The organism is Sorangium sp. So ce693, assembly GCF_051521375.1.
Classification (GTDB): domain Bacteria; phylum Myxococcota_A; class Polyangia; order Polyangiales; family Polyangiaceae; genus Sorangium; species Sorangium atrum.
Map to the genome: position 1 here is coordinate 1,792,136 of NZ_CP150347.1, position 19,178 is coordinate 1,811,313.

Consider the following 19,178-nt stretch of genomic DNA (forward strand, 5'->3'; position numbering starts at 1 on the left):
GATCGGAGTTGTCGATGTTCAAGCTCCCCCCGGAAAGACAGGCGCTCGTCGATCGCGTCCGCGCCCTCGCCAGTGAGCGCTTCGCTCCGCGCGCGGGCCGCTATGACCGCGCGGCGGCCTTCCCGGTGGAGGATTTCGAGGATCTGTCCCGCGAGGGCCTGCTCGCGGCGGCGGTGCCGGCGGGGTACGGCGGGCTCGGGCTCGGTCCGCGCGGCGGCGACGCGCTCACCCTGTGGATGATGACCAAGGAGCTCGCGAAGGCCGATCTGTCGCTCGCGCGCTGCTGGGAGGGCCACGCGAACTCGATGGTGCTGCTCGACGCGATGGCGGACCTCGCCCAGAAGGAGCGGTGGTTCGATGGCGTCGTGCGCCGAGGCGAGAAATGGGTCGCGTGGAGCGGTGAGCCGCAATCTCCGGCCCCTGGAGAGAAGGCGCGGTTCGGCACCCACGTCGAGCGCGCCGCGGGCGGATGGATCGTCGACGGCTCCAAGGTCTTCTCCACGAGCGCGGGCGGGGTCGAGTGGGCGATCCTGCTCGTGAACAGCGCTGGTCCCGGCGGCGCGAGGCACGCGCAGGGCTCGCCGGAGGCGCTGCTCCTGCTCGCGTGCGAGCTCAGCGATCGCTCGGTCACGTTCGACGGCTCATGGTGGGATCCCGTCGGCATGCGGGCGACCGTGAGCCACCTCGTGAAGTTCGATCGTACGTTCATCCCGGAGGAGAACCTGATCGGGGCGCCGGGGCAGTATCTCCGCGAGGGGTGGCAGACGGCGTTCACGCCCCATTACGCGTCGAGCTTCCTCGGCGCGGCGGAGGCAGCCTATGACTATGCGATCGAGTGCATCGCGTCGCAAGGCAAAGGGGGCGATCCCTATGTGCAGCAGCGGGTCGCGCGCATGGCGGTGAACCTCGATACCGCGCAGCTCTGGCTACGCCACGTCGCCTCGCTCTGGGACGAGGCGCGCCACGCCGAGGCGCAGCTCGCGGGGATCCGCGCGCGGCACGTCGTCGAGCACCTCGCGGCGGAGACGGTGGACCACGCCATCCGCGCCTGCGGCGCTCGCTCGCTGATCCGCCCGAGCCCCGTGGAGCGCATCCTCCGCGATCTCACGTTCTACCTGCGGCACGACAACGACGATCAGCTCCTTTCGACGATCGGAAAATCCGTGCTGGGGCAGGTGTTCGACCCCTCGTTCTACAAGCCATGAGCGCCACGCTGCCATGCTCGCCCCGGCGAGGTGGCAGCCTCGTCCTCGCAGCGGCTCTCCAAGAGATCCATCACGCCGTCAGGGACCTGTATCGAGAGGGCGCCCTGTGCTCGCACCGATGGACGTCCTCCTGAGGCGCTCTCGCCTCGAACGTCGGGGCGGTCGGTCCTCCTGAAGCGAGGAGCCACTGGAGGATTTTTCTTTTGAATGATCCTGTGTACTCTCTCACCTCAAAACCTGCCTTCGCACCTCGAAAACGATGACCTGATCCCCTGCAAGCGGATCAGAACGGGCGATAACGTCTCTGATGTGGGGACGTGTAATGCGATTCACAAAATTCCCGTTTCAAGGGCACGTTGGTGGCGAGGGAATTTAGTGTGAGGCGAATTTTCTCATGGAGAGGCACAGCGCATGAACCAACAAACTCGAACCGTTTTCTCGGTATTGCTCGTGGCAGCTTCGATGGGCGCGGCCGGGCCGGCCTCTGCCGGCGTGTCTGTCTCGGGGAGTGTGACGCCCGCTGTCGCTGACCCGGGCGACCCGTGGGATCTCGGGTCGAACGCGCTGGTGGTCGGCAGCGCGCTCAACGATGAGGAGCCGATGGGAGAGGTGATCGTCAGCCACCAGGGGACGTTGATCAGCGCCGGCGCTTCGGTGGCGGCGGCCGCCTACTCCAGCGGTAGGGTCCAGGTCATCGGATACGGTTCACGGTGGATCAACCATGGGCAGCTCGCGCTCGGGCTTCGCACCGGGGCGTCCGGCTCGCTCCTCGTCAAACGGGGCGCCCAGGTGACCACCGACGACCTCGTGCTCGGCGTGCGCGGCTATTCGGCTTTCGGATACGTGCTCGTCGAGGGGTACGACGCCTCCCTGACGAGCCAGACGAACGCGTACATCGGCCGCTCGGAGGAGCTCAGCGTCCTCGAGATCAAGCAGGGAGGGAGCTTCTTCTCGAACAACGTATTCATCGCGACGTGCCAGATCTGCCAGGGCGACGTGAACGTCACGGGCTCCGCGACGAGGTGGGTCAACACGGGCGAGTTCGTCGTGGGCGCGAATGGCGGCGCGAGGCTGCGCATCGAGCAGGGGGCCCAGGTCTTCACCGCGAACGCGCAGATCGAGACCCGTCCCGGCGGGCCCTACAACTTCGCGAGCTCGGCGATCGTGAGGGGCTGGGACGCCACCTGGACCAACGAGGGGCTGCTGCGCGTCGGGGCCGCGGGCCATGGCGAGCTCACGGTCGGCGCTTATGGAACCCTCGTGACGGAAGAGACGGAGATCCGCTCCACGTACGGCCACGGGTTCGTCTGGGTAAACGAGCCCTACGCGTCATGGCGCAACAGCGGCGATGTGACGATCTACGCGACCTTCTCGATTTCCCCGTCGCTCCTCGTCGACGGGCGAGGCAAGGTCAGCATTGGCGGCCTCCTCCGGATCACGCCCTTGGTCGAAGGCGGAACGCCTGGCCCGGAGCCCATCGTGCGCCTCACGCGCGGGGAGCTCGCCGCGGGCGCGATCGAGATCCAGGCGCGCGACTTCGACTTCGCCGGCGGCCGCCTGAGCACTGGCAGCTTCGTCGGCGATCTCGCCAATACGCAGGCCGGCGCGCTCTCCGTGGGAGACGTCTACGCCTCGACGGACGTGGCGGGCGATTACAGCCAGGGCCCGAGCGCCACGCTGAGCGCCACCGTCGCGGGCCCGGGCGCCGTGCCGCTCCTGGTTGTGGACGGGGACGTGAGCCTCGATGGTGTGCTGGAGGTGGTCCCGGCAGACGACACGGCGCCGTTCCAGGCCGGGGACACCGTCACCCTGCTCGGCTGGAGCGGAGAGCTCACTGGGACCTTCGCTGACGTGCACATCGCCCTGCCGCTCGCCCCCGGGCTCACCTGGGATACCTCCGCGCTGTACACGACCGGAGAGATCACCGTCGTGCCTTCCGCCTGAGCGGAGGCGCGGTACGACGGGAGCTCAGTGGAAGCACACCTCGAGCGAGGGGCGGTCGCCGAGGATGTCGTGCTCGCTCGAACGGTAGCTGGTGCGCGCCGTCAGGTCCTCCTCCAGGAGGAAACCGTGGTTCGGGTGCACGCCGTCGACCCACGCCTGGACGAGCTCGGTCAGGTCGACGGTCGCGACGCCGGACGAGGCCCCGAGGAACGTCGCCTCGACGGCCGGCTCGAAGCTGTCGGCGAAGCTGCTCCAGGTCACCGTGGACTCCGCCCAGGAGGCGTTGATGCGGTGCACCCGGATCTCGCCCGTGCCGGAGCTGTAGAGCGCGGTGCTGAACGTGGCCGACGCGACGGTGGCGCCGTACGGGATGGAGTCGAGCTCGAAGCGGTACAGCGCGTTCTTCTCCGCGCCGTTGCTCAGGCCCGTGTGGACATAGGAAGAGCTGCCCTCGTTGTAGCTCGGGTACAGCGCCCAGATCGCCGTGTCCGCCACCTGGCCGAAGGTGCCCCGCTGGATCGTCACGCAGGGGGCGCACGCGTCGCCGACGCCGTCACCGTCGCTGTCGGCCTGGCCGGGGTTCGGCGTGTCCGCGCAGTTGTCGCACGCGTCGCCGACGCCGTCACCGTCGCTGTCGGCCTGGCCGGGGTTCGGCGTGTCCGCGCAGTTGTCGCACGCGTCGCCCACGCGGTCACCTTCGCTATCGTTCTGGTCCGGGCTCGGCGTGCCCGCACAGTTGTCGCAGGCGTCGCCCAGGCCGTCGCCATCGGCGTCGGCCTGGTCCGGGTTCCAGTAGGGGTAGTAACAGTTGTCCTCCCCGTCGCAGACCCCATCAAAGTCGTAGTCGTCGAACCCTGAGCCTGTGCAGCCGTCGCAGCGGTCGCCGTACCCGTCGCCGTCGCTGTCGGCCTGGTCGGGGTTGGCGGTCGTGGCGCAGTTGTCCGCCGAGTCGCAGACCCCGTCGCTGTCCCAGTCGAGGTCCCCGGACGCGTAGCAGGCGTCGCACGCGTCGCCGCGGCCGTTGAAGTCGTAGTCTTCCTGGCCGGGGTTCGGCGTGTCCGCGCAGTTGTCGCAGCGGTCGCCCACGCCATCGCCGTCTGCGTCGCTCTGGTCCGGGTTGGCGTAGAAGTAGCAGTTGTCCGGCCCGTTGCAGATCGTATCCGAGTCGAAGTCGTCCGACCCCGGGCCTGCGCAGCGATCGCACGCATCACCGAACCCGTCGCCGTCGGCGTCGCTTTGGTCCGGGTTGGCGGTCGCGTCGCAGTTGTCCTCCCCTTCGCAGAGCCCATCGCCGTCGCTGTCGTCCGATCCCGGGCCCACGCAGCGATCGCAGGCATCACCGAACCCGTCGCCGTCGGCGTCGCTCTGGTCCGGGTTGGCGGTGGCGGAGCAGTTGTCGCACCCCGAGCCCGCACCCGCCATGAGGCCGTCGCCATCCCCGTCCGCGCTCCCCACGGGGAACGGGTTGACCTCATAGGCTTCGCAGATATCCCGGTCGGCGCAGTTGTGGGTGATCATGTTGGCGTCGAAAAGACACGCTGACGCCGCCCCCTCGTCCGACGTGACGTCGATGCGCATGTAGCCCCACAAAACGAACTCATCACCGACCGTTGCGACCTGGAAGTCGTTACAGCTCGCGGGGTTGTAGAGCTCGAGCAACGCCGGATCGGTGATGCTCACCCGGAGCGGCGGGGAGTTGCACTCGCAGTCGTTCGAGCTTGGCACGGTGTCGAGCAGCGTGCCGTTCATGTACAGCGCGAAGCTGTTGTTCGCGCCGCAATCGGCGTGGCCGATGGTGTACGTGATCGCGGTGGTGGCCGCGCGCGCCGCATCGGGCAGCAGCGCGAAGCCGAACAACATGCCAAGCGTACGGAATAGCAAAAAGCCAATTTTGCCGTGACGGCGCATCGTTCCTCCTCGGTTTCGGGGCGCTCGCACCGGAGCGCACGGGGCGAGGAGCACATCCGATCTGCCCGGAGACCCGCCGGGCCGCGCTGCGCCCGTCGAGCTGCACGGTCCAGTGCTCGTCGCCTCCCGCCACAGATGCGACAGCGCTTGCCAACATTCACCGTCCGGTGAGGAACGCCACGGTGGGGTCGCTGGAGGCTCGAGCGCCACCGTCATGACGATGGCGGCCTCGACTCCTCGATGCGCAGGTGGATGAAGCGCGGGAGCGCGACGAGGAGAGGCTCGCCCTCCGTCGGATCCACGTTGGACGATCGGTTTATTTTTCTTGATGTTTCAGGCATAGAAAGTCTACCTGCCGGGACGTACGGTGCAACGACGAACGGGCGGCGAACACGGGCCGCCATCCCGCCGGAGGACGGCGAGCAGCGCTCGCGCGCCGCCGACGACCGAAGAGAGCCCGGAGAGAAAGACGATCATGCGGATGATTTCCACGCGGCGAATCGCGTCCATCGCGGCCTCACTCCTGCTGCTCGGAGGCGCTCTGACCCTCCCTGCCGCGTGCGCCGCCCCGGCCCCGCCGCGCAGCAGCGCTCCGGCGAGCCCGGCGGCTCCGGAGCAGCCCGCCGCGACGCCGGCGGCACCGGCACCGGCGCCGTCTCCGGCGGCGAGCGCGCCGATTCCGTCCGGCGGCGAGAGGCGTCAGGCGGGCTTTTATCACACGCGCGTGGGCGACATCGATGTGACCGTGCTTTCCGACGGCACGTTCGGCCTGGATATCTCGAAAGACCTCGTCCTCAACGCCAAGCCGGGTGAGGTCGACAAGCTCCTCGCGCAATCCTTCCAGAGGTCGCCGATCGACGTGTCCTTCAACACCTTCCTGATCCACAGGAACGGCAGGACGATCCTCGTCGACACCGGGTGCGCAGAGCTCATGGGCCCCACGACCGGGAAGCTCCCCGCGTCGCTCTCTGCGGCGGGCGTGAGCGTCGAGAGCGTCACCGACGTCTTCCTCACGCACGCTCACCCGGATCACGTCGGTGGGCTCGTGATCGGCGGGAAGCGGGCCTTCCCGAACGCCACCGTCCACGTGAACCAGAAGGAACTCGACTACTGGATGGACAAGGCGGCCGCCGCGAAGTCCTCGGGGATGCAAGCCCAGTTCTTCGCCGCGGCGCAATCCACGTTGCAGCCGTACCTCGACGCTGGGCAAGTGAAGCCGTTCACCGGAGCGGCCGAGTTCTTTCCGGGGTTCCGCGCGGAGCCGGCGTACGGCCACACGCCCGGCCACACGCTGTACGCTCTCGAGAGCGGCGGCCAGAGGCTCGTTCTGTGGGGCGACCTCGTCCACATCATGGCCGTTCAGTTCGACGATCCCTCGGTGGCGGTGGCCTTCGACGTGAACGCGCCGACGGCCGTGGAGACGCGCAAGAAGGCGCTCGCCGACGCGGCCGACAAGGGCTACCTCGTCGCGCACACCCACGCCCCGTTTCCCGGGCTGGGCCACGTCCGGAGAGACGGAGCGTCCTACCGCTGGGTGCCCGCCCCCTACGTCGACGACGCGAAGAGGAAGTAGCGCGACGCCGCGAGAACGCACGGACGGGCTCACCCCCGCGCATGGATGACGCGCATGGCCCCTCTCCCTCGGTGACGATCCGATCGAGCGCCTCGAGCGCGCTCGATCGGATCGTCACCGGCTTCGCGCCCTCGAGGTCGACCTCGTCGGGAGACAAGGTCCTCAGGTATCCCACGCGAGAACCATCATTTGACCGGCAGCAGTGCGGGCACGCCCCGGTTCTTCACGAGCACGACCAGGAACTTCGCGGGCTTCGTGGTGCTCGCGTTCCGGCCGACGGTGTGGATGTCGTTGGGCCCCTCGTAGAAGGTCTGGCCAGGGGTGAGAGTCACCTCCTTGCCGCCTTTCACGCCCATCACGATCGAGCCCTCGAGGACGTAGATGAAGCCGTGGGCGTCGTGACGGTGCACCGGATCGGCGCCGCCGGGGGGGTAGACGACGGTGAGCATCAGCACCTCCTTGCCGGGGATGTTGGCGAGCTCCTTCGTCAGGAGCGGCGTGACGATCGGCTCGTGCACCGCGACCGCGGGGCGGGTGAGCAGGCCCACCGCGACGGTCGCCACGATGACGGCGCTCTTCACGAACCTCGAAGTGCGGGAGGTGAGGCGGAGATTCTGGAGCATGGGATCCTCGTGGTCGATCAGGGAGACTCATCGATGAGTCGGTTCAGGGACTCGAGCACGTGCGTCCGTGTCGTGTCGGCGAAGGGCGCGGCGAACGTGGGGTCGGCGAGGAACCGATGCCGCGTGAAGATCGGCCTGAAGGCCTTGTGCACGTCGGAGTTGAGGAACGCTGCCCAGCGCATCACCTCAGCGCGAGCACGCGGCGTGCCGTCGCCGAGGAGTCGGGGAACGTCTCGGCGAGATGTCCGAGATCGCGATATTCTCGCGCAGCACGAGCGTGCGGTCGACGAGCAGGGGAACGGCGCCGCCCGGATCGAGCGCGATATGCTCGGGTGATTTGAGCGTTTACCCGCTTCTTCCGTGATCCCGCGCCCGACCTCGAGAAGGCGGCGTGATCACCGCGGCGCGCTCAGGCCACGAGGCCGGCTCGACCTGCACCGCCTGCCGGAAAAATCGGTCGATGACGAGCGGCAACCACCCGCATCGGGTTCACGCGGGGACGATCAGCTCGGCCAGCGGGAGCAAAGCGTAATCGGTGGCTGCGGCAAACCGCATCTCCCCGTCGATCAGGTAGAGGTCCGTCGCTCCGGGCCGATCGTCCAGGATTCCGAGGTCGTACACGACGACGTCGCCGTCGACGCGCAGCGTGCGGATTCCTCCGATCTCCTTCCGGTGCGCTGCCGCCGTGAGCCAGTCGTGACCGAGCTCCGCCTTGCACTTCCTGTGACCGGTGTGACCGGCGACCTGTCGCAGGCCGCGCGGGAGTGAACGCGGCTCGAAGCGCCGTGGCCGTGCCGGATCGAGCTCCCATGCCGGATCGCCGCCCGGCCGATCGATGTGCGCAGGTCGATGATAGAGGAGGCCGCCACCCTCGTTGCCTGCGGCGCCTGCGACGTGGAGAGGCTCGAGCGAAAGCGGCGTGCGCGCGCCGCGCTCCCATTCCGTGCGCCGCGCGTCGACCGCGGCGCGCATCTGTCGCTCGAGGGCCGCCGCCAGTCGATGCGGATCGCGCTCGTCCGGCATGCCCAGCATCGCGAGCTCGCGCGTGGTCACGCCCGCGTGGGTCAGCAGCACCGCGCGGCCGTCGGGCAGCACGCCTGAGAGCGCGAGATGAAAGCGGCCGCAGAGCAGCAGCTCGATGACGAGCTCGCGCTGGGACTCGCTGAACGACGCGTAGTCGCGCGCCGCGAGCCCCGAGGTCGCCACATCGGGAAACTGCGCCGCGAACTCGTCGCGCTGGCGCCGGGCGGCGGCCTCGGCGCCTTCACGCCGCCTGGTCTCGCTGATCGAGCGCCCGAGCGCGCGCGCCGCAGCGAACCGCACGTCGTCGAGGCCGGCGAGCTCCATGACCCGCGCAGCGTCATGATTGCCGAACAGGAGCCTCACCTGCGCAGGATCGTGGCTCGCCAGCCAGCGCAGCGTGCGGAGCCCCTCCGCGCCCGCGCCCACCGGATCATCGAGGTCATAGTCGAAGTGATCGCCGATCGACACGAGCACGACGTCGTCGGCCAGCCGGCCGTCCGCGCCGAGCAAAGCGTGCGTCGCGAGCACGGCCATCACCTTGGCCATCGGCGCCTGCGGGTCGCCCATCACGAAGATGCGCCGGGGCGTCACCATGTTCCACCGGTGGCATTGGCCATGTTCGCGAATTGTAGCATGTCCTCGACGGCTTCGACAGCAGGGCCCTCCCGGCTTTCAGACCGACTGAGGCTTCGCTCCTGTGGCATCGGCGAGCGGCACCTCCGGGAGCTCCGGGGCGTCGAGCCCCGCGAACGGATCGCGCCAGGCGTCGAGCTGCCACAGGCGCGCGTGCCAGGCCGCGACGTGGGGGTAGTCCGCCAGCGGAAGGCCGGCGAGATCCGCGAACGGAAGCACCGACGCCATGCGAAAGTCTGCATACGAAACCGCGCTCCCGACGAGCCAGTCCCTGCCGCTCAGGACCTGCTCGAGCAGCGCCGCCGCTCCGGCAAACCCCGAGAGCCCCTCCGCCACGAGGTCGTCGCGGATGGGACCGAGCCCGTAGCGCTGCTTCGTCACGCGCTCGAAGTGGACCTTGTCGCACGCGGAGACGAAGTTGTGCGTGCCCCAGCTCAACCAGCGGATCATCTCCGGTTGCGCGGTGCCGGTGCGCCAGAAGTCCGAGCCCGTGAGCTGCGAAAGACGGCACGCGATCGCGTCCGTTTCCCAGAGCGACTGGTTCCCCTCGACCAGGATGGGCACGCGCAGGTTCGGATTCAGCGCTCGAAACTTCTCCTGCTGTGACGGGTCGAGAGGAGCCGCGTGGACGTATTCCACGGGTGCATCGAGGTAGCGCGCCACGGCAACGGCGACCCGTGGATTCAAGTTTCGGCTGAAGTACAGCTTCATGGAGCGTCCTTTCCTGCCAGCTGGCTCTATGCGTCGAAGACGTGCCGGCGCCGGGCATTCAGACTGGAGAGCACTTCTTCTGCCATCCCGGCTCGCTCGTGGCGGGGCAGCAGCAGCACCTGCGCGACACGTCCTTTGGTGGACATCGGCGAGGTATAACATGGCCAGTCCCTCCGCGGCTGCGACGAGGCGGGGGCCCTCCCCGCAGCCGGCGCTCCCCGTCCCTCCGCGGCTCGTGGAGCGCGAGCGGCAGCTTGGCGCGCGGGCGGGGAGCGGGCCCGACGGCTTCCTTCACAAGCACGCCCTGATCCGCGCCGAGATCGCCCGGCTCCGCGGGGGAAGCCCTGGAGGCCGCCCGGCTCCACGAGCGGGCCATCGCGTCGGCGCGGGGCGGCGCCCGGGAGCAGCCGCGCTCGCCCGAGCGGCGACGTGCCGGCCGGCGTGACGTCACCAGGTCCGGGGCGCGCACGTTGCCTGCCGGATCGCTGGGGGGCGCCGGTGAGCGTGATTGTGGATTGCTTGACAACCCGATGGCCCTTCGCACGATTCGTCATCGTGGGGGAGCATGCGTACCGGACCCGACGATCACACGGAGCCAGGCGCGCTCGTTGTCGACCATGCCCGCCGCCGGGGGCCGGGCGAGCCCGCGCCCGCGGAGCGCGCTGAGCGCGCGGGCCTCGGGCCGCATAAGGCCGCCTCGGGCTGCCCGCCGGAGCAACGTACGGACGAGCTCGGTACGAGGAGCCCACCGCCGGGGAGCGGCCGAAGAACCCAGTCGAGCACGGTCGCGATCGACATTCCGACGGACATCGCTCGCAAGTGGCAGGAGATGACCGATCTCCTCGCGGAGATCCTGCGGGTCCCGGCCGCTCTGATCATGAGAGTCGAGCCGCCCGAGATCGTCGTCTGCGCCTCCAGCGAGTCGAAGGGGAACCCTTACGCGCCCAACGAACGCGCGCGCCTCGACACGGGGCTCTACTGCGAGACCGTGATGAAGACCCGAACGCCGCTGCTGGTCCCTGACGCCTCGAAAGACGAGAATTGGACGTCGAACCCGGACCTCAAGCTCGGGATGATATCCTATCTCGGTTTCCCGATCACCTGGCCCACGGGGGATATCTTCGGGACCATCTGCGTGCTGGATGACCGCGCGAACCATTACAGCAAGGCCTACCAGGCGCTCATGGAGCAGTGTCGCGACGTGATCGAGATGGACTTGAAATCCATCTTCGCCCTCGATGCTCGCCTGGCAGAAGAGGCCCGGGCGAAAGAGCGGCTGGAGCAGCAGGTCGCCGAGCGCACCGCCGACCTGCGCCATGCCAACGCCCAGCTCAGGCAGAAGATCGCCGAGCACGAGCGGACGGAGGCGGCGCTGCGGAAGGTCGCGGAGGAGCGCAGGTGCGCGGAGGAGGCGTTGCGCACGAGCCAGGAGCTCCTGCGCGCCATCATCGACAGCTCCACGGCCATCGTCGCCGTCAAGGACATCGAGGGGCGCTACCTCCTCGTCAACCGCCGCTTCGAGGAGCTGTTCGGCGTCGCTCGGGAGGCCATCGTGGGCAAGAGCGACGGTGACGTGTTCTCTCGGGAGCACGCCGAGGCGCTCCGCGCTTTCGACCGGCGGGCGCTCCTCGCCGGGACGGCGCTGAAGGACGAAGAGGTGATGCCCGAAGACGACGGCGTGCACACCTATCTCACCATCAAATTCCCTCTGCGCGACGTCGCCGGCGTCCCGTACGCGGTGGGCGGCATCTCCACGGACATCACGGAGCGGAAGAAGATCGAGGCGGAGCGCGCCCTGGTCCTGGATCACGAGCAGAGGGCCCGGACCGCCGCCGAAGCAGCGGTTCGTATGCGCGACGACTTCCTGTCGATCGCCTCACATGAGCTCTATACCCCCATCGCGGGCCTGAAGCTCGCCGTGCAAGGCTTGATGCGCGAGGCGACGACGCTCCCCGTCGGCGCGACGAAGCTGGCCAGGATGGCCGAGCGGCAGTGCCAGCGGCTCGTCAGGCTCATCGAAGATCTGCTCAACGTGGCTCGGATCCAGGCAGACAAGCTCGATCTGAAGCTGGGAGACGTCGATCTCCGGGCGCTCTCGCAGGAGGTCGTGGAGAGCTTCGACGTGGAGCTGAAGCAGGCAGGGAGTGCAGTGAGCTGGCGGGCAGACGCTCCCGTGGTGGGTATGTGGGACAGGGCCCGTCTGGAGCAGGTGGTGACGAACCTGGTGCTGAACGCCATCAAGTATGGGAGAGGCAAGCCGATCGAGATCAGCGTCGCGGCCGAGGGCGAGGTGGCCAGGCTGGTCGTCGCCGATCGCGGCATCGGGATCGATGCGGGCTGCGTGCCGTACATCTTCGAACGCTTCGAGCGAGGCGTCTCGGCGCAGCACTACGGCGGTCTCGGCCTGGGGCTGTACATCAGCCGCCAGATCGTGGACGCCCATGATGGCTCGATCCGGGTCGAGAGCGAGCTCGGCGCGGGGGCTGCCTTCATCGTGGAGCTCCCCCTGCGCCGGCGCCGCGACGCTCTGCCGGCCGAGGTGTCTCCGCCGGCCGGAGGTCCCGATGAGCCCGCAGGATGATCATCACGACGGTGTCCTGATCGTCGACGACGACAGCGGATTTCGCGCCGTCGTGGAGGAGCTCTTGCAGGCATTCGGCTACGAGGTCGTGTGCGCGGAGAATGGCGCGGTGGCGCTCGATCTGCTCCGCCGCGGCCTCCGCCCGAGCATTATCCTGCTCGACCTCATGATGCCGGAGATCAATGGCTGGGAGTTCCTCGCGCTCAAGCGACGGGAGCCCGCGCTGGCGGACATCCCGGTGGCGATCCTGTCGGGCGTCGACTCGCTGGAGGCCAAAGCGGCCACCCTGGACGTGTGTGCGCTGCTCAAGAAGCCGATCGATCTCGACACCCTCCTCGCCGTGGTCGCCAAGACACGATGAGCTCGTGAGCCGCCGCCGCTATCGCGAGGTCACTTCTCGCTGTCGAGCATCGCCATCATGGGCGCGGGGTAGCGGGCGCCGGCGATCTCGTCCGCGGGGACGGCGGCCTCGATCTCGGCGAGGTCCGAGGGCGCCAGCGCGATCTCGAGGCCGGCGAGGGCATCCTCGAGCTGCTTCCGCGTGCGCGCGCCCATCGTCGGGATCACCGTGACGCCCTGCGCGGCGCCCTTGGCGCGGACCCAGGCGATCGCCAGCTGCGCGGGGGTGACGCCGCGCCCCTGGGCGAGGCGAGCGAAGGCGTCGACGAGGGCCTGGTTCTTCCGGGCGTTCTCGCCCGAGAAGCGCGGCAGGTGGGCCCGCATGTCGCCCGCGCCGGACGGCTTGCTCCCGGCCAGCAGGCCGCGCGAGAGCACGCCGTACGCGGTGACCGCGATGCCGAGCTCGGCGAGCGCGGGGAAGATCGTCGCCTCGGGGCTGCGGCTCACGACCGCGTACTCGATCTGGAGGTCCACGATCGGGTGCACCTTCGCGGCGCGGCGGATCGTCTCCGCGCCCACCTCGGAGAGGGCGATGTGGCGGACATAGCCCGCCTTCACCATGTCGGCGATGGCGCCGATCGTGTCTTCGATCGGCACCGCCGGGTCCAGGCGCGAGGGCCGGTAGACGTCGATGTAGTCGACGCCGAGGCGCGACAGGCTATGGGCGAGGAAGCTCTTCGTCGCCATCGGACGGGTGTCGAAGCCGAGGAAGGTGCCGTCGGGCGCGCGCAGGGCGCCGTACTTCACGCTGAGCACGGCCTTGTCGCGCCGGTCCTTGATCGCCCGGCCGACGAGCATCTCGTTCTTGCCCATGCCGTAGAAGTCGCCGGTGTCGAGGAGGCTCACGCCCCGATCGAGCGCCGCGTGGATGGTCGCGATGCTCTCCGCCTCATCGCTCTCGCCGTACATGCTGCCCCCGGCCATGCTCATGCAGCCGAGGGCGAGGGGGAAGACGGAGGGGCCAGTTTTGCCGAGCTTGGTGGTGTTCGTCGTCGTCATGCCGTCACCCTAGGCGCTCGCGTTTCATTGCTCCAATGAATACTATGTATTCTCGATATGCCTGATATTTATGGAAGGAACCTCGACCTGAACCTGCTCCGCGTCTTCGCCGTCGTCGCGGAGGCAGGCAGCGTCACCGAGGCGGCGAGCCGGCTGTACCTGACGCAGCCGGCGGTGAGCGCCGCGCTCCGGCGCCTGACCACGACGGTCGGCGCGCCGCTCTTCGTGCGGAGCGGGCGCGGGCTCGCGCTGACGAGCCGCGGCGAACGGCTGCGCGCGTCGCTGAGGCCGCACCTCGGCGCCCTGATCGAGGCCGCGCTGGCGCCGCCGACCTTCGACCCGAAGACGTGCGAACGCACCCTGCGCCTCGGGCTCTCCGACACGGCCGAGGTGTGGCTGCTCCCGCCGCTCTTGCGCGTGCTCGAGCGCGAGGCGCCGCGCGTGCGCGTCGTCGCCGTGCCCGTGCAGTTCCGCACCGTGGGCGCGGCGCTCGCGGGCGGCGTCGACGCGGCGATCTCGGTCGCCGACGATCTACCTTCGAACGTCCGCCGGCAGCGGCTCTTGAGGACCGGCTTCACCTGCCTGTACGACCCGCGCCACGCGCGCCTGCGCAAGCTGACGGAGGCCCAGTACTTCGCGCACGATCACGTCATCGTCTCGTACAACGGGGACCTGCGCGGCTTCGTGGAGGACCTGCTCGGCAAGACGCGGAGGATCCGGTGCTCCGTCGCGACCTTCTCCAACCTGGGCGCGCTGATCGACGGCACCGCGATGCTGGCGACCGTGCCCGAGATCGTCGCCGACGACATCCGCGCCGTCAGGCCGCACCTCCGGACCAAGCCCCTGCCGTTCGATGTCCAGCCCGGGTACATGGAGCTGCTCTGGCCCGCCGCCACGGACGACGACGAGGCGTGCAAGTTCGCGCGGGAGAAGATCGTCCAGATCGCGCGGCCGCTGAGCAAGAGATGACCGGCCGTGTGACGACTCGGGCCGAGGCGGGCTCCACCGTAGGAAATCGAGTCAAGGCCCTGCGATCACAGGCCGCAGCCGACCCAGGTGCGCTCGATGGTCTTGTAGTCCTGGTTCATGCCGCTGGCGCTGGGACAGCCGGTCGAGATGATCACCGTGCCCTGGATCTGGCAAGATGACGAGTTCAAGAACGTGCTGTTGCCGGTGGAGATAGGGGCCTGCGGCGTGCCGACCAGGCCGGATTGCTGCGCGCTCAGCGTCGACCAGGACGCGGTCGAGCTGGGCTTGACCGAGGAGGCGACGAACACGGCGTACTCCATACCGCTCTCGACGCCTGGCACGAACGGGTTGTCCTTGACCTGCCCGGACTGGGACTGCACGGTCGCGGTGCTGGTGGTCTGGCCAAAGGAGATATCGACCTTCGCTTGCAGATGGCTGTTGCACAGATAGACCTGCTGCGAGAAGTTCGGCGGCGGGGCGCTGGCCGAAGCCGCGCTCGTGAACATGAAGAGGGGGAGCGCGAGCACGCGGATTTTCATCGTGATCTCCTGTTTGTTTCGTCGTGGGGACGCGGCGATACCCATCGGCGTCGCCGCGCGCGGGCGATCTCCGCAGAGCCTGCGGGCGCTGGCAAGCGCGCAGCAAGGCTCCGGCAGCGCGTCGACGCGAGCGGCGGGCTCGACGTCCGGCCCAAGCTCGCTCACCCTTCCGGTGCAACCGGCCTTGGCCGGGAGAGGGGTGCCGCGAAGGCGGGGAGATCCTTGATCTTTCTTCCGGCCGTCCCGCCCTCTGGCTCTACCTGGAGCGCTGCCTGCCCCTGGTCCCTACGCCCCCGTCGCCCCGCGCGGCTGCCGCGCCGCGGCCGTCGCATAAGGCGGCTCGCGGCCGGCGCGCACGGCGGCGAGATCGGCGCGCATCGTCCTGGCGTCGGGATAACGCTCCTGCTTGAGGAAGGCGAGGGCGCGGTCGACAACGGCGCACAGGCCGGGCGGCGCCGTGGGGGCGTGCAGCGAGAGGGGCGGCGCCCTCTCCGTGGCGACCGCGATGAGCAGGCGCGCGTCTTCCAGGTTGCCGTGGATCGTGCGGCCCGCGAGCAGCCGGAACATCGTCGCTCCGAGGCCGAAGAGGTCCGTCCGGCCGTCGATCTCGGCGATGAGGCCCAGGGCCTGCTCCGGCGCCATGTAATCGTCGGTGCCGATCGACACGCCCGTCGCGGTCTTCGTCATCTCCGGCATCCCGGCGACGTCCTCGAGCAGCGGGTCGAGGACGCGCGCGAGGCCGAAATCGAGCACCCGCACGCGCCCGTCGTTGCCGATGTGGAGGTTCTCGGGCTTGAGATCGCGGTGAACGACGCCGTGCTCGTGCGCCACGATCAGCACGTCGAGGACCCGCTCGGCGAGCGCGATCACCTGGCCGACGGGGAGCGTCCCGTGCCGGGCCATGCGGTCGAACACGGTCTCTCCCTCGAGCACCTCCATGGCCATGTAGACGAGGCCGTCGTCCGTGGCCGCGGCTTCCAGCACCTGGGGGAGCCCCTCGCAGAGCGGCGCCACGGCGGCCAGCGCGCTCCCGATCGGCCCCTCGCGCAAGAACCGCTTTCGCACCGCCTCGATCTCGGCGAGCTCGGCGTGCAGGAGCTTGACCGCCGCCACGCACCCGTCAGCCCGCCGGCAAAAGAAGACGCTCGCCATGCCGCCGACCCCGAGGACGCTCTCCACCGCCCAGGGGCCGATCCGCGTGCCGACGCGCTGCTCTGCCAGCTCCTCTTCGGTCACCATGGAGCGATGTTACCACCGGCGGCTCCCCGCAGGGCCTCGTCCCGCAGGGCTCCTCCGCGCGCCGAGCTTCACGCCAAGGAGACCCACTCGATGCCCGCCATGCATTCGCTCCCGCCGGTTCATCGTCCTCTCGAGGACGCGCTCGCGCTCGGCCCAGCGCTCCTCGCGCGCGCCCGCGCGGCGGAGGGAGCACCGTGGCTCGCCGCCAGCCTCGTCGAGGGGCCCGCCGTGGTGCTGGGCGCGGCCCAGCGCGCGGCGCGCGTCGTCGACCTTGCGGCCTGCGCCGCGCGCGGCGCGAAGGTCCTGCGGCGCACCACGACGGGCACCGCCGCTTTCCTCGGCGGGCGCGGCGTCGTGTGGACCCTCGCGCTGCCGCACGCCGCCGCGCTCGCGCCCGACGCCACGGCCCGGACGCTCCTCAACCGCAACGTGCGCGGCTTTCTCAAGGGCTTCTCCCGCGCCGGCGCGCCAGCGCATTACTTCGGGCGCGAGTGGATCTCGCTGCAGCACCGCCCCGCCGCGCTGCTCGGCCTCGACGCCACGCCGGACGGCGCGGTCCTCATCGAGGTCTTCGCGGGTCTCGACGCGGCGCTCGCGATCCCCCCGGATCTCGCGGCGCCGGACGAGCGCGTCGTCGACCGCTGGCTGGGCAAGGCCGCGGCCGCGCTCTCCGACGTCCTTCCGGCGCGCCTCTCGCTCGAAGAGATCGCGCGCGCCGTCGTCGAGGGGGTCGCCCTCCGCGCCGCGCTCCCGCTGATCGACGGCGGCGAGGCGCCCGAGCTCGCTGCCGAGCGCTTCCAGCCCCTGACCGAGCCCGACGACCCGGTGCCGCCGGGCGCCTCCGCCGCGGCGCTGGCGCGCGTGCCCATCGGCTGGATCGAGGCCGCGGTGGTCTCCGAGGTTCCGCACGTTTCGCCGGCGCGCGCGTGGCTCGGCGGCGACGTCCTCACGGCGCGCTGGCTCCTCGACGCGCTCGGCCGGGGTGATGCGCCGGCGCGCGGCGAGGACGTCGACGCCGAGGCCTCGCCGCTGGAGGGCGCGACCCTCGCCGACCTGCGCGCGCTCGCGCGGCGCGCCCTCGCCGTGGGCCGCGCGCCCGGGGGTTGATCCGCCTCAGAGGGGCGCCTGGCAGGGCGCGAGCTGGCTCGCCAGGGGCCCGTCCGCCGCGCCTGCCGCGCCTCCGGCGAGGAGGCCGGCCAGCGCAGGGCGCGGGCGAGGATCCGGATCGGGGACGTATCGCCCTGCGTCGAGGCGATAACGCCAGCGGGGACCCTGGGCGACGAGATCGGCGAGCGCGAGGAGGAACCGATCGACGTCCGCGGCGCTGGTGCCGACGCCGAAGCTCACCCGCACCGCGAGGGGTACCGCCGCGTCGTCGCTCGCCTCCGGCGCGCGATTCCTGGCGAGCGCCATCATGAGCGGGTGCGCGCAGAACGAGCCGTCCCGGACGCCGATGCCGTGCTCGGCGCTCAGGACCGCGGCGACCGCGCCGGGATGGAACCCCCGCACATTGAACGTCACGACGCCGATCCGGGGGCTCGCCGGGCCCCACATCGCGAGTCGCTTGACCGCCGGCAAGGCGTGGAGACCGCGCGTGAGGCGGTCGAGCAGGCTCGCCTCATGCGCCGCCACGGCGGACATGCCCACCGCGGAGAGCGCGCGGCACGCAGCCGCCAGCGACACCGCGCCGACCACGTTGGGCGTGCCGGCCTCGTGGCGGTGCGGGCCGCTCGCCCATTCGACGTCGTTGCGCGTGACGCGCCGGACGGCGCCCCCGCCGGCGAGGTACGGACGCGCGGCATCGAGCCAGTCCCCGCGGCCGACGAGCACGCCGCCGCCGAAGGGGGCATAGAGCTTGTGACCGGACAGCGCGACGTAATCGGCCCCGATCCCGGCGATGTCGATCGCGCAGTGGGGCGCGAGCTGAGCCGCGTCCACGGCGAGCCGCGCCCGGTGGCGATGGGCGACCGCGGCGAGCTCCGGGACCGGCCACTGCTCGCCCGTGACATTGCTCGCCCCCGTCACGGCGAGCAACCGATGGCGCGAGGTCACGTCGCGCAGCGCGTCTTCGGCCCGCATGACCGCCTCCTCCGCGCTCACGGGCACCGGGAGGACGACGCACCGACCGCGCCGCCACGGCAGCTGGTTGGCGTGGTGCTCCGAGGCGAACGTCACCACCGTCGTGTCCTCGGGCAGCGCCGCGGCGAGCAGGTTGAGCGCGTCGGTGGTGTTCCTCGTGAACACCACCGTGTCCTCGGCGCGCGCTCCCACGAAGGCGCCCACCTCCTGGCGGGCGGCGGCATAGAGCTCCGTCGTCACGGTGGACGCGAACCCCGCGCCGCGATGCACGCTGCTGTACCAGGGAAGGAGCGCCGCGACCGCGTCGAGCACCGAGCGCAGGCAAGGGGCGCTGGCCGCGTAATCGAGGTTCACATAACCCACCTGCTCGCCGGTGACGAGCGGCACGGAGAGGTCCGCCCCGACGACGGGTAAAGGGAAAGCACCGAAATCGGACGGCGCCGGCGCGCCCGCGTCAGGGCGCGAATCCACGATGGAAGCGATCGACATACCACCTCGCGAGTCCAGGGGACTCCGGGCGACCAGAGTCCGCGCTTGCCCGCCGCACATGCGGCCGGCCAGGTCGTCACCCGGGACACCCCACCGCGGTTCGGAGGGTTGTCGGCCAGCGAGCCGGGGCTACGCGCTGGCGCTCATGACCTGCCGAACCATTACCTCGATTGCTTCGTTGTGGCAAGTACAGACTCGACATTGCACCCGCCCGCTCGGCTGCGAACGCCGGTACGGTGGTTGCATTGTGAATCTCCGGGGCAA

16 protein-coding genes and 1 riboswitch are annotated in these 19,178 nt (G+C 70.0%); of the genes, 7 read left to right on the forward strand and 9 right to left on the reverse strand.

The genetic code is table 11. The features are described 5' to 3' along the window. Positions 1-14 precede the first annotated feature (14 nt). A complete protein-coding gene (locus WMF14_RS06760) occupies positions 15-1,205 on the forward strand; it encodes an acyl-CoA dehydrogenase family protein (protein ID WP_437799365.1) in 1,191 nt (396 codons plus the stop codon). A 450-nt stretch (positions 1,206-1,655) separates the two neighbouring features. Then, complete coding sequence (locus WMF14_RS06765; RefSeq protein ID WP_437799367.1) at positions 1,656-3,149, forward strand: hypothetical protein; 1,494 nt, start codon at positions 1,656-1,658, stop codon at positions 3,147-3,149. Between the two features lie 24 nt (positions 3,150-3,173). On the opposite strand, the gene WMF14_RS06770 is transcribed toward WMF14_RS06765, so the two are convergent. Further along, entirely contained in the window at positions 3,174-5,009 is a 1,836-nt protein-coding gene (locus WMF14_RS06770; RefSeq protein WP_437799369.1) for a thrombospondin type 3 repeat-containing protein, read from the reverse strand. Positions 5,010-5,781: 772 nt separating this feature from the next. On the opposite strand from WMF14_RS06770, the gene WMF14_RS06775 reads away from it, so the two are divergent. Beyond that, complete coding sequence (locus WMF14_RS06775) at positions 5,782-6,630, forward strand: MBL fold metallo-hydrolase (RefSeq protein WP_437799371.1); 849 nt, start codon at positions 5,782-5,784, stop codon at positions 6,628-6,630. Positions 6,631-6,815: 185 nt separating this feature from the next. Here WMF14_RS06775 and WMF14_RS06780 read toward each other — a convergent pair whose 3' ends face one another. The 4 genes from WMF14_RS06780 to WMF14_RS06795 all read right to left on the reverse strand — a co-directional run bounded on the left by WMF14_RS06780 (position 6,816) and on the right by WMF14_RS06795 (position 9,620). Continuing rightward, a complete protein-coding gene (locus tag WMF14_RS06780; protein WP_437799373.1) occupies positions 6,816-7,253 on the reverse strand; it encodes a cupin domain-containing protein in 438 nt (145 codons plus the stop codon). A 17-nt stretch (positions 7,254-7,270) separates the two neighbouring features. Then, positions 7,271-7,435 carry a hypothetical protein gene (locus WMF14_RS06785; RefSeq protein WP_437799375.1) on the reverse strand — a complete coding sequence of 55 codons (165 nt, stop codon included), beginning with the start codon at positions 7,433-7,435 and terminating at the stop codon, positions 7,271-7,273. A gap of 307 nt (positions 7,436-7,742) precedes the next feature. Then, positions 7,743-8,870, reverse strand: a complete 1,128-nt coding sequence (locus tag WMF14_RS06790; RefSeq protein ID WP_437799377.1) for a metallophosphoesterase — start codon at positions 8,868-8,870, stop codon at positions 7,743-7,745. A gap of 78 nt (positions 8,871-8,948) precedes the next feature. Next, entirely contained in the window at positions 8,949-9,620 is a 672-nt protein-coding gene (locus WMF14_RS06795; protein WP_437799379.1) for a glutathione S-transferase family protein, read from the reverse strand. 565 nt (positions 9,621-10,185) lie between these two features. Between WMF14_RS06795 and WMF14_RS06800 the strand changes: the two genes are divergently transcribed. Beyond that, on the forward strand, positions 10,186-12,201 hold the full coding sequence (locus tag WMF14_RS06800) for an ATP-binding protein (protein ID WP_437799381.1): 2,016 nt from the start codon (positions 10,186-10,188) through the stop codon (positions 12,199-12,201). Beyond that, complete coding sequence (locus tag WMF14_RS06805) at positions 12,185-12,562, forward strand: response regulator (RefSeq protein ID WP_437799382.1); 378 nt, start codon at positions 12,185-12,187, stop codon at positions 12,560-12,562. Before WMF14_RS06800 ends, WMF14_RS06805 begins: the two co-directional genes overlap by 17 nt. A 29-nt stretch (positions 12,563-12,591) precedes the next feature. Here the strand turns inward: WMF14_RS06805 and WMF14_RS06810 are convergent, their stop codons facing one another. Next, positions 12,592-13,599: an aldo/keto reductase gene (locus WMF14_RS06810; RefSeq protein WP_437799384.1), complete on the reverse strand. Its 1,008-nt coding sequence runs from the start codon at positions 13,597-13,599 to the stop codon at positions 12,592-12,594. A 57-nt stretch (positions 13,600-13,656) separates the two neighbouring features. On the opposite strand from WMF14_RS06810, the gene WMF14_RS06815 reads away from it, so the two are divergent. After that, positions 13,657-14,568: a LysR family transcriptional regulator gene (locus WMF14_RS06815; protein WP_272100875.1), complete on the forward strand. Its 912-nt coding sequence runs from the start codon at positions 13,657-13,659 to the stop codon at positions 14,566-14,568. Positions 14,569-14,633: 65 nt separating this feature from the next. Here WMF14_RS06815 and WMF14_RS06820 read toward each other — a convergent pair whose 3' ends face one another. Both WMF14_RS06820 and WMF14_RS06825 read right to left on the reverse strand, forming a co-directional pair. Then, positions 14,634-15,107, reverse strand: coding sequence for a hypothetical protein (locus WMF14_RS06820; protein ID WP_437799386.1), 474 nt, complete (start codon positions 15,105-15,107; stop codon positions 14,634-14,636). A gap of 285 nt (positions 15,108-15,392) precedes the next feature. Further along, on the reverse strand, positions 15,393-16,346 hold the full coding sequence (locus tag WMF14_RS06825; RefSeq protein ID WP_437799388.1) for a serine/threonine-protein kinase: 954 nt from the start codon (positions 16,344-16,346) through the stop codon (positions 15,393-15,395). A 90-nt stretch (positions 16,347-16,436) separates the two neighbouring features. Between WMF14_RS06825 and WMF14_RS06830 the strand changes: the two genes are divergently transcribed. Continuing rightward, positions 16,437-17,453: a lipoyl protein ligase domain-containing protein gene (locus WMF14_RS06830; protein ID WP_437799390.1), complete on the forward strand. Its 1,017-nt coding sequence runs from the start codon at positions 16,437-16,439 to the stop codon at positions 17,451-17,453. Positions 17,454-17,459: 6 nt separating this feature from the next. Here WMF14_RS06830 and WMF14_RS06835 read toward each other — a convergent pair whose 3' ends face one another. Continuing rightward, positions 17,460-18,914 carry an aminotransferase class V-fold PLP-dependent enzyme gene (locus WMF14_RS06835; protein ID WP_437799392.1) on the reverse strand — a complete coding sequence of 485 codons (1,455 nt, stop codon included), beginning with the start codon at positions 18,912-18,914 and terminating at the stop codon, positions 17,460-17,462. Between the two features lie 36 nt (positions 18,915-18,950). Beyond that, a riboswitch (SAM riboswitch) is annotated at positions 18,951-19,065 on the reverse strand. Positions 19,066-19,178 lie beyond the last annotated feature (113 nt).